The sequence below is a fragment of the Paenibacillus sp. XP01 genome (genome assembly GCF_057364885.1).
Map to the genome: position 1 here is coordinate 4,544,940 of NZ_CP139481.1, position 17,134 is coordinate 4,562,073.

General features: G+C 51.4%; 18 protein-coding genes. All 18 read right to left on the minus strand.

From position 1 onward, the window contains the following. Positions 1 to 83: 83 nt before the first annotated feature. Positions 84 to 1,463, minus strand: a complete 1,380-nt coding sequence (locus SNR34_RS20410) for an ATP-binding protein (RefSeq protein WP_486180063.1) — start codon at positions 1,461 to 1,463, stop codon at positions 84 to 86. Positions 1,464 to 1,518: 55 nt separating this feature from the next. Beyond that, a complete protein-coding gene (locus SNR34_RS20415) occupies positions 1,519 to 2,235 on the minus strand; it encodes a response regulator transcription factor (RefSeq protein ID WP_236419853.1) in 717 nt (238 codons plus the stop codon). Positions 2,236 to 2,388: 153 nt separating this feature from the next. After that, positions 2,389 to 3,651 carry a cytochrome c biogenesis protein CcsA gene (ccsA, locus tag SNR34_RS20420; RefSeq protein WP_236419855.1) on the minus strand — a complete coding sequence of 421 codons (1,263 nt, stop codon included), beginning with the start codon at positions 3,649 to 3,651 and terminating at the stop codon, positions 2,389 to 2,391. Next, positions 3,648 to 5,321: a cytochrome c biogenesis protein ResB gene (resB, locus tag SNR34_RS20425; RefSeq protein WP_236419857.1), complete on the minus strand. Its 1,674-nt coding sequence runs from the start codon at positions 5,319 to 5,321 to the stop codon at positions 3,648 to 3,650. The genes ccsA and resB overlap by 4 nt, the downstream gene beginning before the upstream one ends. A gap of 14 nt (positions 5,322 to 5,335) precedes the next feature. Then, positions 5,336 to 5,863 (minus strand): redoxin domain-containing protein, encoded by a 528-nt coding sequence (locus tag SNR34_RS20430; protein WP_236419859.1) that lies wholly within the window; start codon positions 5,861 to 5,863, stop codon positions 5,336 to 5,338. Between the two features lie 139 nt (positions 5,864 to 6,002). Beyond that, positions 6,003 to 6,752, minus strand: a complete 750-nt coding sequence (locus tag SNR34_RS20435) for a pseudouridine synthase (RefSeq protein WP_236419861.1) — start codon at positions 6,750 to 6,752, stop codon at positions 6,003 to 6,005. 220 nt (positions 6,753 to 6,972) lie between these two features. After that, positions 6,973 to 7,794 carry a S1 family peptidase gene (locus tag SNR34_RS20440; RefSeq protein WP_236419863.1) on the minus strand — a complete coding sequence of 274 codons (822 nt, stop codon included), beginning with the start codon at positions 7,792 to 7,794 and terminating at the stop codon, positions 6,973 to 6,975. A gap of 67 nt (positions 7,795 to 7,861) precedes the next feature. Next, positions 7,862 to 8,395, minus strand: a complete 534-nt coding sequence (locus SNR34_RS20445) for a spore maturation protein (RefSeq protein ID WP_290371481.1) — start codon at positions 8,393 to 8,395, stop codon at positions 7,862 to 7,864. A gap of 5 nt (positions 8,396 to 8,400) precedes the next feature. After that, positions 8,401 to 9,003, minus strand: coding sequence for a nucleoside recognition domain-containing protein (locus tag SNR34_RS20450; RefSeq protein WP_486182495.1), 603 nt, complete (start codon positions 9,001 to 9,003; stop codon positions 8,401 to 8,403). A 75-nt stretch (positions 9,004 to 9,078) separates the two neighbouring features. Next, the gene (locus SNR34_RS20455; protein WP_486180064.1) at positions 9,079 to 10,257 is read right to left on the minus strand and encodes a D-alanyl-D-alanine carboxypeptidase family protein; all 1,179 of its coding nucleotides are present in this window, start codon (positions 10,255 to 10,257) and stop codon (positions 9,079 to 9,081) included. A gap of 154 nt (positions 10,258 to 10,411) precedes the next feature. Next, positions 10,412 to 10,888, minus strand: a complete 477-nt coding sequence (ytfJ, locus tag SNR34_RS20460; protein WP_236419870.1) for a GerW family sporulation protein — start codon at positions 10,886 to 10,888, stop codon at positions 10,412 to 10,414. 133 nt (positions 10,889 to 11,021) lie between these two features. Continuing rightward, positions 11,022 to 11,750: a DUF2953 domain-containing protein gene (locus SNR34_RS20465; protein ID WP_236419872.1), complete on the minus strand. Its 729-nt coding sequence runs from the start codon at positions 11,748 to 11,750 to the stop codon at positions 11,022 to 11,024. Positions 11,751 to 11,927: 177 nt separating this feature from the next. Continuing rightward, positions 11,928 to 12,605 carry an SMC-Scp complex subunit ScpB gene (gene scpB, locus SNR34_RS20470; RefSeq protein WP_236419874.1) on the minus strand — a complete coding sequence of 226 codons (678 nt, stop codon included), beginning with the start codon at positions 12,603 to 12,605 and terminating at the stop codon, positions 11,928 to 11,930. Further along, positions 12,574 to 13,374 carry a segregation and condensation protein A gene (locus tag SNR34_RS20475; RefSeq protein WP_486180065.1) on the minus strand — a complete coding sequence of 267 codons (801 nt, stop codon included), beginning with the start codon at positions 13,372 to 13,374 and terminating at the stop codon, positions 12,574 to 12,576. The genes scpB and SNR34_RS20475 overlap by 32 nt, the downstream gene beginning before the upstream one ends. A gap of 103 nt (positions 13,375 to 13,477) precedes the next feature. Beyond that, complete coding sequence (gene ribH / locus SNR34_RS20480) at positions 13,478 to 13,945, minus strand: 6,7-dimethyl-8-ribityllumazine synthase (protein ID WP_236419877.1); 468 nt, start codon at positions 13,943 to 13,945, stop codon at positions 13,478 to 13,480. Between the two features lie 86 nt (positions 13,946 to 14,031). After that, positions 14,032 to 15,276, minus strand: coding sequence for a bifunctional 3,4-dihydroxy-2-butanone-4-phosphate synthase/GTP cyclohydrolase II (locus SNR34_RS20485; RefSeq protein WP_290371485.1), 1,245 nt, complete (start codon positions 15,274 to 15,276; stop codon positions 14,032 to 14,034). 33 nt (positions 15,277 to 15,309) lie between these two features. Continuing rightward, positions 15,310 to 15,978, minus strand: a complete 669-nt coding sequence (gene ribE / locus SNR34_RS20490; protein ID WP_236419879.1) for a riboflavin synthase — start codon at positions 15,976 to 15,978, stop codon at positions 15,310 to 15,312. 24 nt (positions 15,979 to 16,002) lie between these two features. Then, the gene (gene ribD / locus SNR34_RS20495; protein ID WP_486180066.1) at positions 16,003 to 17,106 is read right to left on the minus strand and encodes a bifunctional diaminohydroxyphosphoribosylaminopyrimidine deaminase/5-amino-6-(5-phosphoribosylamino)uracil reductase RibD; all 1,104 of its coding nucleotides are present in this window, start codon (positions 17,104 to 17,106) and stop codon (positions 16,003 to 16,005) included. Positions 17,107 to 17,134 lie beyond the last annotated feature (28 nt).

A 17,134-nucleotide genomic window follows, 5' to 3' on the forward strand; every position in this document is an offset into this window, starting at 1 on the left:
GAAGAGAGGGTGTTTTCGCATTTATTGTATAAAGACCGCTCATAGGTAGGGATTCTACCGAATTTTGCAGTTCTTTCGGGAATTCAAACAAGCAGAATAAACTCGGTTCCTTTCCCAAGCGCGCTGTTGACGGTAATCGAGCCTTGATGGGCATCGACGATATTCTTCACGATGGCGAGGCCAAGCCCCGTCCCTACGCTTTCGCCGCGTACACGCGCTTTGTCCGCCTTGTAAAACCGCTCAAATATAAACGGGACATCCGATGGCGGTATGCCGGCTCCTTCGTCGCGAATGACAATCTTGGCTGATTTGGTTCGATTGTCTGTCAGTGCGCCAGCCTCAATGTATACATTTTTGCCCGAAGGCGTGTGGCGGAAGGCATTGTCGAGCAGATTGGTGAACACTTGCTCCAACCGATCTTCGTCCGCCTCGTAAAGCGTGATGACAGGCTGCTCGCAGCGCAAATGAAGCTGAATCCCCTGTTCCTTTGCACGTACCGAAAACTTGCGGTATATCCGTTCCAATAACTCGACCAGATTGATTTCCCTCATGGCCATATCGGTGTGTCCCGCATCCATGCGGGCCAGATCCAAGAGATCCTTGACCAATCTGCCCATACGCAGCGATTCGTCGTGGATAACTTGGATCAGTTCTTCGCTTTCTTCCGGCGAAGCCGCCATCCCGTCTAACAAAGCCTCACTATACCCTTGCATCATGGATAAAGGAGTACGGATTTCGTGAGACACGTTCGCGACAAAATCGCGGCGCATCTTTTCCATCCTGACTTCCTCGGTAACGTCCCTAAGTACGGCAACCGCTCCTCGAACCACGCTGTCCTCGTACAGCGGGGCCATCTGCACGGACCAGACGCCCTGCTGGACATGAACGTTCGAACTCTGATCCTCGCCATCTTCCATCACTTTCTTGAACAAAGGGATCAACGGCTCGGGAACATCCCGGGATGAAGCGCCCCTATGTGCCGGTTCGCCTGCCTCCTCTTCTCCGGCCCAGTCCAGCGACTCCCACGCCTGCATAATCTTCTCTCCAGGCGGGTTGGTCAATATAATCTTGCCTTCGCCGTCAAATGTCACGACTGCATCCGTCATGCTCCTCAGGACGCTGGCCAAATGCTCCTTTTCATGATTCAGATTGCGAATGTTGTCTTCCAATTGTGCCGCCATGTGATTGAACGTGTTGGCGAGCTCTCCGATTTCGTCGCTCGTAACCAGAGACAAACGCGTGCCGTAGTTTCCCTTTCGAATGGCATTGGCCGCCTGAATCAGCTGCTGCATCGGCTGCGTGATTTTCGTAAACAAAAAGAGCGCAAAAAATGTCGTCAAGCTGAATCCGATGATGCAGACATAAGTAAACAGACGTTTGATGTCACGCGACTCGGATTCCGCAAAATTGGTATCGATATAAGGCAGCAAAAAAAGACCTAACGCAATAAGTACACAACCCACAAGGCTAATAATGGTTAGCCACAGCTTCCCGACCAGTGACCTCCAGAAAGCGAAACTACTTCGGAACTTCCAGTTTATACCCGACACCCCAAACGGTCGTAATCATCGCTGCCGACTCCGGCGATACTTTGTTCAATTTCTCGCGCAAGCGCTTGACATGTGTATCGACGGTACGAAGATCACCGAAAAATTCGTAATTCCAAACATCTTTAAGCAGTTCTTCTCTGGAGAATACCTTGTCGGGCGATGTTGCCAGATAATGCAACAATTCGTATTCTTTCGGCGTCAGACTGATCTCTTCCCCGCCGGCTGTCACGCGATGTGCATCGTGTTCGATGACCAGATGAGGGAAGACGATATTGTTGCTGGAATTGCTTTCTTTGGACAGGTAAGCCGTCGCGGAAGAGCGTCGCAGGATCGCTTTTACCCGGTAAATGACTTCACGCGGGCTAAACGGTTTAACGACATAATCATCCGCTCCGACCTCAAAGCCCTGTACCCGGTTAATCTCTTCTCCCTTGGCCGTAAGCATCAAGACGGGGGTCGACTTGACCTGTCGCAAACGGGTGCATACTTCCACACCATCCATGCCTGGCAACATGACGTCCAACAGAATCAACCCATATTCCCCTGAAGTCGCTTTTCGCAGCGCCGTTTCCCCATCCTCGGCTTCATCGATTTCATATCCTTCTTTTTCAAGATACATCTTTAACAGTCTGCGGATTCGCTCTTCGTCATCCACGACCAGAATGCGGTTCTCATGTTCTGCCATTCCAAAATCCAGCCCCTTTGCAATAACTGCTTATCCACTTCTATTATGTTCGACTTTGCGAACAATATTTGAATGCCCCGATTGAACGCAGGAGCCGCATGTGTATTCCATCGTTTCTTGCCGGAACGTAGAGCAAACGCCCGACTTTTCGTCCTAGTCCGCTCCAGCGTAGGAATGAAGGCCGGCAATAATCAAGTTCACGCCGACCAGCGTAAACATGACGACCAAAAATCCCAGTACTGCAAGCCATGCCGATTTCCGTCCCTGCCATCCGCGGGATAAACGCAAATGCAGATAAGCGCTATAGTATAGCCAGGTAATGAGCGCCCATACCTCTTTGGGATCCCACCCCCAAAACCGGCTCCAGGCAATCTGTGCCCAGATCATCGCGAAGATCAATGCCCCAAGCGTGAAAATCGGAAAACCGATCGCGATGGCCCGATAGCTGATCTCGTCCAGATCGTCCGCATCGATGCCGTCCAGCAGCGGTTGCAAAGCTTGTCCTAACGGCCTTCTTACAATCAGTCGGATGATGCCGTAGAGAATCAGGCCAACGATGATGGACCAAACTACGGTGTTTAGTTTGCGTCCCGCATTGACCCCGTTCATCCAGGATGGTGTCTCCAGCAGCGGTTGCTTCATGCCGAGAAACGGTTTCATGCTCTCCACTTCACTATTGTATGGTCCAAAAATGGGGGGCATGCGATAAATCACTTTATCTATTGTACTATTTTCCTGTACCTCTGTGTCAATGGCAGCAGGCTTTTGCACGAATACTGCTTCATATCCCGCACCGCGAAACGCGAAAACCACGCCGATAAAACCAATCACAACGACGATGGTGACCATCGTGAACTCGACCCAGCCGCGCTGGCGGCGCGAGTTTTTGTCTTTGCCGCTGAAATCTACGGTGCGCAGCAAATACATGAAGCCGGCGGCGAAACCGACGGCGAAAAATGCCTCGCCGAGCGCAGCCAGCGTTACATGAATTTTCAGCCAGATCGACTGCAGCGCAGGAATCAGCGGCTGCACCTCCTGCGGAAACACGGCGGCATAGGCCATGATGAGGATGGTCAGCGGCAAAGCGAACAAACCAAGCAAAGATTTGCGGTAAATCGCATAGACGACGATGAACGCAACCATGATCATCATGGATAGAAAGCTCATGAACTCGTACATGTTGCTGACGGGAATATGTCCCGCCCCCATCCAGCGGGTCGCAAAAAATGCCAAGTGGGCGATCAGTGCAACGATGGAAGCAACGAAAGCCCTTTTGCCCCACTGCGCAACATGCTTTTCGGGTTCGCGATTGCTCCATTTCTTGCCCATTACGGCGACGGCATATAACAAAAACGCTGCACAATACAGAAAAAAGGATACGATAAATGCATCGCTGCTGAAATCCAATAAGCTCATGCCCGATTCCCCCCGTTATCCAACGACTTTTCGTGCGCCTCCAGATTCATATGCTGTAAAATGGCAGCAACTTCACGCCGGAAACCGAACCAGTTTTTATTCGTGTGTCCCCCGAGCGTAAGCCGGCCGTCGTCGATGCGTATCCATATGCGGCGGTGGTTCCAATAAAATCCCATAATCAAACCAAGCATAATAATTGCGGCCCCGACCCAAACGAAGGGCATTGCTTTGTCGACACGAATGTTCAAGTAGCTTATCGATGGGATGATGTCAACGTTGTCCATGCTGTCCACTTCCAGCCGCAGCGGCACCTCTCCACCGACAAGCTGTTTGTTGATTTCGTCCTGTTGAAACCGCTGCTGGTCGATCTGTTTTGGAAAATACAAATACTGGATGCCGTCATCCGGGAGCTCCGGGCCCGCAATGTGCAATAAAAAAGCGGGTGCATTCGGCGATGGTGATTTGGATATCGGCTCGCCCTGCTCGTCAAGCGCGAAATCCATAAATTTTTTCCTGACCTCGATCGTATACGGCCCAGCTTCAAATTGTTGCTGTGTATCCACCATATCCAGCTTAATCGAGCCGAACTTTTCACCTGTCGATGCGCTGACCAGCTCCGGGGTAACCGAACGAAGGGTCGGGGTTAAATCATAATCGAATTGATATGCCTTCAAGCCCTTGTAATTCAAAGGGTCATTCACCCTGATATCATGCCTCGCAACCTCGACGAGCCGGGGTTCCTTGGTTAAATCGGAACAATCGGCCGTACATTCGTACAAGACCGCTTTGGTTTCAAACAGTTTCGGCACGGTTTTGTTCAAGTTGCGGAACTGCTCCGGCACCTCGTTCTCGTCGTAAAATTCCACCGTAAACTTCTCGTTCTTCAAGTACATGGACGTATTGGGGATTTTTCGGATCTCCCCTTCCGGAAATGCGACATGCTCGTCCAGATTCAGACCAGGCAAACCTCGCGCAAGCACGGCCAGCAAAAAAATGATCAAGCCGATATGAATGACATAAGGTCCCCATCGGCTGAATCGCTGCTTCTCGGCAAGCAATGCACCGCCTTCGGTGTGTACGCGATATCCTTTCTTTTTCAGCGGCGTAACCGCTTTCGTAATCCAATCTTCGGCAGCCTCATCAATGTGGCCTTGGTAGGTGAGTCGTTGCCTCGTCAGAAACTGCATATGTTTACGTATTTTTTGCTTGTTCAGTGCCTTGTACAGCGGAAGGACCCGGTCAAGGCTGCATATAACCAGCGAAGCACCGATCATGACAAGCAGCAGAATGAACCACCATGACTCATATGTATGGGATAACCCCAGCAAATAATAAACATGCCCCAATTGCCCGTAGGTTTCTTTGTAATACACGGAAGGATCGATATTAAGAAAAGTGCTTTCCTGAGGATAAATCGTTCCCAGCATCGAGCCGAGCAGCGTGAGCACGATCAAATACACGGCGATCTTGACGGATGAAAAAAAGTTCCAAACGCGATCGATGATATTGGGATTCTTTCGTTGTGAACGTCTCGCCATGCCGTCATAACGCATCTCGAGCACTTCGTTCGATTGGGCTTCCGCCTCCAGCAGCGGCTTTCCGCATGCTTCGCACAACACGGTGCCGGTCGGATTCTGGTGTCCGCATTCGCATTTCGTATTTTGGAACACGACTAGACCTCCTGTCAGGGCTGATTGGCCAGTTGCGAAATTTTCGCGTCAAGCGTGTTCAGATCAAGCTGACCGATGTGAATGGTCGAGATTTTGCCCGTATTCGATACAAAAAACGTGGTTGGCATCGGCGATATGCCATAATTCCGGATCGAAGTTTTGTCACGGTCGAGCATAATCGGGAATGTAATGCCAAGCTGCTGCACGAAATTTTCAACGGTCATCCGATCCTCGCCAGCATTAATGCCGATGAATTGAACGCCTTTGTCTTTCCATTTGTCCGCTTGAGCTTGAAGGGCAGGCATTTCTTTGACGCAAGGCTCGCACCAAGTTCCCCAGAAATTAATGACCAAGGCCTTCCCTTCATACTCATCGGACGCATGTACCTGACCATCCAGGCCCAGCAATTCAAAAGAAGGAGCCTTGTCCCCTTCTCTCGGCTTGCCGTTCGAGCCGGATACGGACGTGGAAATGGCGTATCCGCCCAACACCAGGATCAATAACAAAATGACGATTTGCACCGTTCTTCTTGATTTCCCCATGTGCCGCTCCCCTTTTGAATGACTGGTTCTTCCCATGCTTTTTCCTGTTCATCGATATTTCTGTGAACATCCTATGAACAATTATAACGAATTTCGTCACAAATCCGCGGCGATTTTATGAATTTTGTGTGTCCTTCGTTTACCTTTTTTTCATTTTTTTGGCTGGTTCCGATTTGGCGAGCTGGATCAGGTTGTTCACCTCTTCTTTGGTAAGCGGACGCGTGAGCCCTCTCTTCAGGTTTTGCAGCAAAATGCCGCCAAACGCAATCCGCTTCAGCCGGGTCACCGGATGGTTGATCGCTTCGAACATACGTCTGACTTGACGGTTACGGCCTTCGTAGATCGTAATCGAAATGACAGCCTCTTTGCCATTCGGGTCCACATCCTTGTATTCCACTTCAGCAGGTGCGGTCATCCCGTCTTCGAGCATGATGCCGTCCCTTAATTTCTCCAATTCGCTGCCGTGCGGCACACCTTTCACCGTAGCGAGGTACGTTTTGGGAACATGGTGCTTCGGATGCGTCAGCAAGTGGGCAAACTCACCGTCATTGGTCAGGATCAGCAGCCCTTCGGTATCGTAATCCAGACGGCCTACAGGATAGACACGTTCCTTCACACCTTTGAGATAATCGGATACGATTTTGCGGCCCTCCGGATCGGATGCGCTTGTAATGACGCCTTTCGGTTTGTTCATCAGCAAGTACACTTTCTTCTCGCTGCGGATCGGTTTGCCGTTTACCGTGATAATATCCTCGTCGGGGTTCGCTTTCGTACCCAGTTCGGTTACGACCTCCCCGTTAACTTCAACCTTGCCGGACAGGATCAGTTCCTCGCTTTTGCGGCGGGATGCAATTCCTGCCTGTGCAATAATTTTTTGTAATCTTTCCATGTTTGTCATGTCACCTCACCCTAATGATACCCATCAAGGGCAGAAATCACAAGAAATATCCGTTCAAATGGCAAACTGGATATCGCTCATGCTTTCTATTCTTCTCATAATGCTGCCAAATAAAAAACCCGCCTTCAAGCTCCTGCATAGGAACAGGCTTGAAAAACGAGTCTTTTCCGGACCAGCTCAATATGGTGCCGCCAAATCGATCAGAAATCGTTTAGTTCACTTTTCCTTGCACAACCACCGTTTTTTTGGATGAAGCGGCGGATGCGCCGCCGTTAATAAAGGACTGCAGCGTTTTTGATGTGATGTAATAGGTGCGTCCCCCGTACGTAAAGGTCATCATCCCGACAACCTGGTTGTTCTGATTAAGCACCGGGCCGCCGGAATTTCCTTGAGCCATCGCTTTCACAATGCTGCCGATGCCCTTTTTGCCCGGAACGTCCGTTGCGGCTGCATCGGCTACACGGCTCTTGGCAATCGTGTTATAGGTGGAAGGAAACTCCTCTCCTAACAACAACAAATCGCCGTCCGGATTTTCCGGAAAACCGATCGTGTAAACGATCTGGTTGTCTTTGGCATTGGCGAACGTAACCGGCTGTGCATCCAGCGGTTTCTCCAACTTCAGCAGGGCCATATCCGTCACCGGGTCGGTTTTGATAATGGCCGCTTTGATGGGTTGTTCCGGATCGGCCGGACTGGCAATGGATAACGTCGCCTCATCGCCTTTCGGAAGCTCCGCATAATCCTGCACCACATGATAGTTGGTCAACACCATATCTTTAGCAACCAGGATGGACGTACCGACATCGTAATAAACCGCGTCAGGCTCGTCCTGTTTGATCCATCGAACGTTCACAACAGGAAAAGAGTCGGCCGAGATCGCCAGCTTTTCGCGCAGTTGTTGATCGAAATAACCCGTAAAATGAATGGTGCTTGTGGACTGGGCGGCAGCCATGCCCGTTTGGCCCGCAAGCAGCGCCATTGCAACCATTCCCGACATGCCGAATCGAAGCACACGTTTCCATTGGTTCTGCATCTGTTGTTCTCCTCTCCCACGCTATCCATCTAGCATATCTGATATATCGGAAGAGAAGCAACATTTTTTAACCAAACACAATCAAACAGATGGCAAGCGCAGCGATGAATCCGACAACGTCGGAAAAGAGCCCCACTTTAAGAGCATACCGGCCATTTCGTATGCCCACCGCTCCAAAATAGACGGTCAACACATACAACGTCGTGTCCGTGCTTCCCTGGATGGTCGAAGCCATTCTGCCAATCATGGAGTCGGGCCCATAGGTTTTGATCAGATCTGTCGTAAAAGCAAGTGATCCCGTGCCGGTCAGCGGGCGCAAAATGCCCAGCGGCAGCACTTCGCCCGGGACCCCCATCCAGGAAAACAGCGGGGCGATCAGGCTGATGACGAAATCGAGCGCACCCGAAGCGCGAAACACGCTGATGGCTACCATCATGCCCACCAAATGCGGAATGATGCTGATCGCCGTTCCGAATCCCTCTTTGGCTCCATCAACAAAGGATTCATAAACCGGTACCTTTTTGGCGAACGCATATAATGGTATAAACGCGATGATAACCGGAATGGCCCAGACCGAAATCCAGTTGATGAAGGTTAACACAAGACTCATCCTTTCATGAGTGGTTTGCCGCCTGAATGCACGTTTGGCGGTCTTTTCATCGCTCTTCTCCTGTACCATCGATCCGCCCCGAGCGCAGCCACAGTCGCGATCACGGTGGCCATCAACGTTGTGCCTACAATCTCGGTCGCGTTCGCCGAATGATAATTCAGCCTGATCGCGATGAGCGTGGTCGGAATAATCGTTATGCTTGCCGTATTCAATGCCAGCAGCGTGCACATGGCCGGAGAAGCCGTCTGTTTGTCCGGATTAAGCTCCTGCAGCTCCTGCATCGCCTTGATGCCCATCGGGGTTGCCGCATTCCCCAGTCCCAGCAAGTTGGCACTCATATTGGACAGGATATATCCCATTGCCGGATGATTGCGAGGCACGTCCGGAAACAGGAACGCGACGACAGGGCCTAACAATTTCGCGATTCTGCTGAGCAATCCGGCATCCTCCGCCATTTTCATCATGCCCATCCAGAAGACGAGCACGCTGATCAGTCCCAAACATACCGTGACGCCTGTTGCCGCCCCATCGAATGCCGCCTGGGTAACCACTTCAATATTGCCTTTAGCGGCTGCAAACGCAAATCCCGTCACAATCATCAGCAGCCAAATGATATTAATCACAAGCTGGCCTCCTTTCCAAAAACGATTTTCGTTTTGCTGGCTTGCACCATATCACGGGGACAATAATCGGCTAATCACGGCTTTCCATGCCGACGACCAGGCCTTGGATCCGGTTTCTTCTGCAAAAGCGGCATCGTCCAGCTGCGGCTCCTTGGGAATATAGCTGCCTTTGCGATAGACCGGAATCGAACCGATCTGTCGCCCCTCGAGTTCGATCTGAATGCGGCCCGCCAGACCAAATGCCGGATCGGAAGATGCCCCCTCTCCTCCAGACTTCGGTTGGCTCTGCAGCACAAGACGTTTGTTCAAAGCTCCTTTTTCGCCCTCCGCAAGCGGATATTTGAAGCTGCGACCTGTAATCACATCGGTTCCTTCCACTTGCTGTTCCCTCTTGGCAATCTCAACCAGCGGGAAATGTTTAAATCCGAAGTCCAGCATGCGAGCATGGTCGTTCCAGTCGTCGCCGTCATTCAAGGTAACGGCAGCAAGCTGCTGCCCATTGCGCGTGGCCGAACTGACCAAGCACCGGAATGCCTTTTTGGTATACCCCGTTTTGACGCCGTCGGCCCCTTCGTACAATCGGAGCATCTTGTTTTTGTTATGCCACGAATAATCCCAGCTCTCATTCGGGTTCGGGGCAGATTTTTGTTCGGTGGCCACAATCCGCTTGAAAACCGGGTTCTGCAGCGCATATGCCGTCAAGCGGGCCATATCGCTCGCGGTAGAATAATGCCCATCGGCGTCCAATCCATGCGGATTCATGAAATGCGTGCCCCTTAATCCGATTTCCTCCGCTTTTTGGTTCATCATCAGCACGAACCCTTCTTCCGAACCGCCCACATGCTCCGCAATGGCCGTGGCCGCATCATTTCCCGACCGGAGCATCAAGCCGTACAACATGTTTTCGAGCGACATTTCCTCTCCCAACTTGAGGTATATGGAGGAGCCTTCTTTGCCGAATGCGGCTGCACTCACCTTGACTTTGTCATCCAGCTTCCCGTTTTCGATCGCCACGATTGCGGTCATGATTTTGGTCAAACTGGCGATCCGCATCTGTTTATCCCCCTCCTTGCTGAACAAAATCCGCCCGGAAGTCACATCGATCAGCGCTGCGCTCTCCGCGTGCGTCGACGGTTTGGACAGCTCTGCGGCCACCTCCGCTCGAATCCATGACGGCCATGCCAGCAGGGGGATAAGTATTAACACAATCACTTTTAATCCATTTCGCATGTTCATTCCTCCGGGTACTTGGAATCTTGTACTAGCCTATGTTTTGTCCACTTGAAGTATGTCCCATCCCTCAAAATACAGCAAAAATCCCTGCCGCGGCCGAAGCTGCGACAGGGCACTGTTTTTAATCAAGCCATGCCTTGAATCAAGGGTATTAATTATACGCTGTGCCTTCCGACGTAACCGTTACCCGGGTATGCTCCTCGTCCGTGTTGCCGCGAATCATGCTCTGAATGCGATCCAGCATGTGAGGTGCGGAATCGATGATCTTCTCGAACAGATGCGTGGAGTTGTCCAGCGGCACGATATGAACGCCTTGCTTGCCCACGACCAGAAACGCGATCGGACGGATGGAGACGCCTCCGCCGCTGCCTCCGCCAAACGGTGAAGCAACTGTCGCAGATTGTGCATGCTCCGTTTTGGCTCCGGAATTAGAGCTGTGCGATCGGTCGCCGTTCACATTAAAATCGCTCCCGCCCGCAGCAAAACCGAAGCCTACCTTGCTGATGGGCAAGATGACGGTTCCATCCGGCGTTTCGACGGCATCGCCAACAATCGTGTTGACATCCACCATCGCCTTGATGTTTTCCATTGCAGTTTCCATTAAACCTTGTATTGGATGATCGGACATTTTGATTCCCTCCACTTTCATTTTGAACTAGGTTCAGCCTAACCCTATTCTCTCCAGACCCAGATGAACTTATGTACAGCATCAATTGGGTGAATATGAATGCACTTCCTCCTGTATTTTACAGGCATGTTCGCTATACCCGGGAATCTCCCCGTTGCCGGTTTACTCTCCGTTGGCCGTGTCTCCGCTGCTTTAGCAGCCTCATCCACATACGCCATCCTCCCCGAACAACAAGGACTCTGGTCGTTAGCCTTATGCCTGCAACAACGATCGACCATATTTTTATTTTCATACGGCAATCCAAATCCGTGCGGAACTCCATTTCGTCACTCCACTCGGGAATAATGTCCAGTTGAGGCGGCTGATCGAAGCGGATCTGGTAAGACAAAAAACCAACGATACCGGATTTGACCCCCCATAACCAGCCTGTGAGCATCGCCGTATGCGCTGCGTCCCCCAGACTGACCCGGGTTGTCCAAATAAATCGAATCATATGTACTCGTTCCAGCGTTTGCCTGATCCATTGTTTTAATTCAGCCGTACTTCTAAGCATGACGCTGACATCGTCGCTCCATTTTTCGATTTTGCGTTTGTTTACCCGCTCGCTTCCTTTATTTTCGTTACGGGTCGTGTTCGCTCTCTGCTCCGTTTTCACAAGAAAGCCTTCCTTCATATTCTTGAAAACGATGGAGGGGATCTCATAATTCAAGCGGATCAGACCATATAGGAGCCGTACGTTGAATCGGGCAAAATCATCGCTCTTATGTTTACTGAATGAGACGTGGATATGAACATTCGAGACGAGAACTGCAGCAAGCAGCAGCACGACCGCCGCACCGATTCCTCCGAGCCAAATTAACACAGGCCTTACCTCCAAGCCCTCGATTCTTTTCCAGTTTAGTATGCACCGCAAATAGGAAAAAATTCACTGGACACGTTAAAATCCCGCTGCACGAAGAAGGTTTTCGCATAAAAAAAAGGCTCCAGTGCTGGAGCCGATCCAATATTGCCGCCATTTTTAATTGGTTTGCTTCGTTCGTTAATCCGATTCTTTCATATCGGGCTCGTTTTCCGCATCGCTCCGATCATTCGATGTTTCCGTTCCTTCTTCCATGCTCTGCTCCAGGCTATCGAGCTCGGATTGCTGCGCATCCAGCTTGTCAAACAGCATCTGGGTCTCTTCTTCCAGATTGTCCGTATCTTCAAACAGCCCCGGCTCCGGCAATTCGCTGAGCGAACCCAAGCCAAAGTAATCCAAAAAAGCTCTCGTCGTCCCATACAGAATAGGCCTTCCGATCGCTTCAGCGCGTCCCACTTCCACGATCAGATCCTTGTTCACCAGGGTGTGGATGGCCCTCTCCGACTTTACGCCGCGAATCTCCTCAATCTCCACCCTCGTAATCGGCTGGCGATATGCAACGATGGCGAGCGTTTCGAGTGCCGCTTGGGAAAGGGTCGTTCGTGCCGGCGAGTAGGCCAGTTTCTCGAAATAGACAGCATGTTCGGGCAGTGTCCCCAATTGAACCATGCCTGCAATTTTCAAAATTTGCACGCCTCTGCCATGCTCCGCAAATTCTGTTTTCATCTCTTCGATGGCATCCGATATCCGTTCTTCCGATACGTCCACGATTTCAGAGATTTGTTTAATGCTCAGGCCTTCCTCCCCGGACAGAAACAACAGGCCTTCAATAATCGACTTCAATTTCGGAAAATCCATGATTCCTTGCTTCCCCTCTCCACTCCATCACAATGTCCTCAAATGTCCGCTCCTGGTAACAGACAATTTGTTTCATCTTCATCAGCTCAAGCACCGCCAGAAACGTCACGACAATTTCATGACGGTACGTCTGTCCCTCCAACAATCCGGAGAACAGCATCCTGCCTCCCGGCTCCAGCTTCTTAAAAACCTGTACCACGTCCCGAATCCGGTCTTTGACCGAAATTTCATCACGCTGAATCCGGGCTACCGTCGCTCGCTTCTCCGCCTTGCGCAGGGCACGTTGAAAAGCTGCAATCAGGTCGGCCGCATGCAATCCCTCCACCGGGTTCGATTCGGTCTCCAAAGGCATGTACGGGCGCAGATCCTCAGGCTCTTTCGAGAAAATAAGGCTGCGCTCCCATTCCCGTTCATGAAGATGCCGCGCAATGCCTTTGTATTTACGATATTCTATCAGACGTGCAACCAATTCAGCACGTGGATCATAATCATCGTCCTGCCCATAATCATAATCTTCGAAGTCCTCGATCACCGGCGGTTTCGGCAGCAACAGCTTGCTCTTGATGGACAGCAGTGTCGCTGCCATGACAAGAAACTCGCTCGTAATATCCAACTCCAGCTCCTGCATAGAATGCAAATATGCCATGTATTGGTCCGTAATATCGCTGATGGGGATATCCTGGATATCAATTTCGGCCTTGTCGATCAAGTGCAGCAGCAGATCAAGCGGCCCTTCAAAGGTCTCCAGTTTGTAGGTAACTACCGTCACGAAACGAATCCTCCTGCAAAAAAAATACAAAACCCCGCTAAGCCGCCGAAATCCGGTCTCCCGTTTTCGTCTGCGCAAAGCAGGGCACTACATTAACTAAGCACTATTTTAGCTGATTCGTCAAGTTCGCCATCTCAATTGCCGCCGTAGCCGCATCCCATCCTTTGTTCCCGGCTTTGGTTCCGGCACGTTCGATGGCCTGTTCGATATTTTCCGTCGTTACCAAGCCAAAGATCGTAGGTACGCCTGTTTTGAGGTTGATCGCCGCAACCCCTTTGGCCATTTCGTTGCAAACATAATCATAATGGGTGGTTGAGCCCCGAATGACCGTGCCCAGCGTAATCACGGCGTCGTATTTGCCGCTTTCGGCCATTTTTTGGGCAATCAGCGGAATTTCGAATGCGCCCGGTACCCAGGCTACATCGATCTCCTCGTCTTTTACGCCATGGCGTTTGAACGCATCAAGCGCTCCGCTCAGCAGTTTGCTCGTGATGAATTCGTTAAAACGACCTACAACGACTCCGTATTTTAATCCCTCGGATACTAAATGTCCTTCAAAAATGTTAGGCATGCTGTCATCTCCCCAAAATTGTTTTTCATATTGGGCCGCCGCCGTTGGCGCAGCCGTGATTTTTCCCGTTTTCTGGCTTGCTGCAATTAAATTTCGTTCTTTTCCTCATTTTGCTCGATGTCGTCGAATTTGAGCATGTGGCCCAGCTTCGCTTGTTTCGTGTGCAAATAAGCCGTATTGTCCTCGTTCTCCTGCATCTGGATCGGCACGCGTTCAACGACTTCGAGTCCGTAGCCTTCAAGGCCTTTGATTTTGCGAGGATTGTTCGTAAGCAGCCTGATTTGGCGCACGCCCAGATCCTTCAGGATTTGCGCTCCGATGCCGTAATCACGCAAATCTGCCGCAAAACCAAGTTTCAGGTTGGCATCGACCGTATCCAAACCTTCCTCCTGCAGTTTGTAAGCCTTCAATTTATTGATCAACCCGATTCCGCGGCCCTCCTGGCGCATGTAGAGAAGAACCCCGTTGCCCTCCTCATTGATCTGATTGAGGGCCGCATCGAACTGTGGTCCGCAATCGCAGCGATGGGAGTGGAATACGTCGCCTGTCAGACACTCCGAGTGCACCCTTACCAATACAGGCTTGGAAGAGTCGATTTCACCCTTGACCAGAGCCACATGCTCTTTATTATCCACCGCATTGGTATAAGCAACTGCCTGGAATTCGCCGAAGTCGGTAGGCATGCGTACGGCTACCTCGCGCTGAACCAGCTTTTCTTTTTCGTTGCGATACTTGATCATATCCTGAATGCTGATCAGCTTCAAATCATGCTTGCGGGCAATTTCTTGCAGGTCGGGCAGTCTCGCCATCGTGCCATCTTCCTTGATGACTTCACAGATGACGCCCGCAGGATAAGCGCCGCACATGATGGCCAGATCTACCGCGGCTTCGGTATGCCCGGCACGACGCAGCACGCCCCCATCCTTGGCGATGAGCGGGAACATATGTCCCGGCTTTCGGAAATCGCCGCTTTTGGCATTCGGATCGATCAGTCCTTTAACCGTAATGGAACGTTCATGCGCCGAAATGCCTGTCGTGGTGTCTGTATGATCGACCGAAACGGTAAAGGCCGTGCCGTGGAAATCGGTGTTTTGCTGCACCATCGGCTTCAGGTCGAGCTCATCTGCCCGTTGTTGCGTAATCGGCACGCAGACAAGCCCGCGGCCTTCCGTAATCATGAAATTAATCACTTCAGGCGTTGCTTTCTCCGCCAAGGCAATGAAGTCTCCTTCATTCTCCCGGTCCTCGTCATCTACCACGATAACCGGTTTGCCTCGCATGAGATCGTAGATTGCTTCCTCAATGGTGTCCAGTATGGATTGATCGGACATCATTCCACCTCCCGGTTCTGTTGTCTATATCTTTCATGCGAATCCATGATTCGCCAAAAATTGTTCGCTGATGCTCTGTGGTTTCTCTGAAGGCGCTGCCTGAGTACCTCTGCCGTATTGGAGTAAATGGTCCACGTATTTCCCCAAAATGTCACATTCGATATTCATGGAGTCGCCCGTTTTTTTGTAATTCAACACCGTCTCCCCGATGGTATGGGGAATGATCGACACCGTAAAAGACGTTTGCATCGTCTGAACCACCGTCAGGCTGATCCCGTCCAAAGTGACGGAACCCTTCGGAATCAAATATTTGAACAATCCTGGATCATCCGGATGAATTTCGAATACAACCGCATTCTGATCGCGCGTCATTCGGACAATCGTACCCGTACCGTCCACATGGCCCTGCACGATATGGCCTCCGAAACGTCCCCCCGATTGCATAGCCCGTTCCAGGTTGACCCTGCTGCCGGACTGGAGCTTATCCAGGTTGGTGTGACGGTACGTTTCCGGCATGACGTCAGCGGTAAAACCTCCGCCTTCAAGCGTTGTCGCAGTCAGGCATACGCCGTTAACGGCAACGCTGTCGCCGATTTTCAGGTCATCCATAATGAGGGAAGCGCCAACGTTCAGCACCATCGCTTCGCCTTTTCGACCGATCCGTCGGATGTGGCCGACTTCTTCCACCAAGCCGGTAAACATGCTGCGGCCTCCTTCCTGATTACGTTATTCAGCCCAGACCGGAATTCCGCCGATGCTGATATTATCCCCCACCTGCTCGATTTCCAATTGGCACAGCTGGATCGCCTGGCTCATACGCTCGACGCCCTCGAAGCGGAAGCTTCCTGGCGTGTCGTATCCGCCAACGATTTTGGGGGCAATGAACATGAGCAGCCGATCCACCAGTTTGGCCTCTAACATCGCACCATTCAGCGTGCCGCCGCCTTCAAGCAAAATCGAACCGATCTCCCGTTCTCCGAGCTTGCTGAGCGCGTTCAACAGATCCACGCGCGGCCCGGGCCCGCAGCGAATGATCTCCACGCCATAAGCTTCAAGCCGTTCGGCCGCTTCTTGACTTGCTTCATCGGTTGTCAGTACCCAGGTCGGCGTCAATCCATCCTTTACCAATTTGGAAGTCAAAGGAAGACGCAATTTCGAGTCAACCACGATCCGTACCGGGTTGATCCCTTCCACCTGCAAGCGTGTCGTCAGTTCCGGGTCGTCTGCGATCACCGTATCGACGCCGACCATGATGCCTTGATGACGGTGGCGGAGGGCGTGAACGATCTCACGTGCGGATTCATTGGAAATCCATTTGCTGTCCCCGCTGCGGGTTGCGATTTTTCCATCCAGCGTGGAAGCGGTTTTTAACGTGACAAACGGCAATCCTGTCGTAATATATTTGATGAATTTTTCGTTCAGTCGTCTTCCACGCTCGCGCAGAACCCCGACCTCTACTTCAATGCCCTGCTGGCGAAGCATGGATATGCCTCTGCCGGATACTTGCGGATTCGGATCTTCGCAGCACACTACGACGCGTTTCACCTTTTCATGAATGAGTCGTTCGCTGCACGGCGGAGTTTTGCCATAATGGCTGCACGGCTCCAACGTGACGTAAACAGTACTTCCTTCCGCATCGCTGCCAGCCATATTCAGCGCATGAACCTCCGCATGGCCCGTGCCGCGCTTCAGATGACTTCCGAGACCGACTACGCGGCCGTCTTTCACAACGACACAACCTACAACCGGGTTGATTCCCGTCTGTCCTTGCGCCCGTTCTGCCATATCCAGTGCAAGCGCCATATAAAATTCGTCGTTAATCATTTCCAAGTCAGTTCACCCCGCTATGTCTAATATG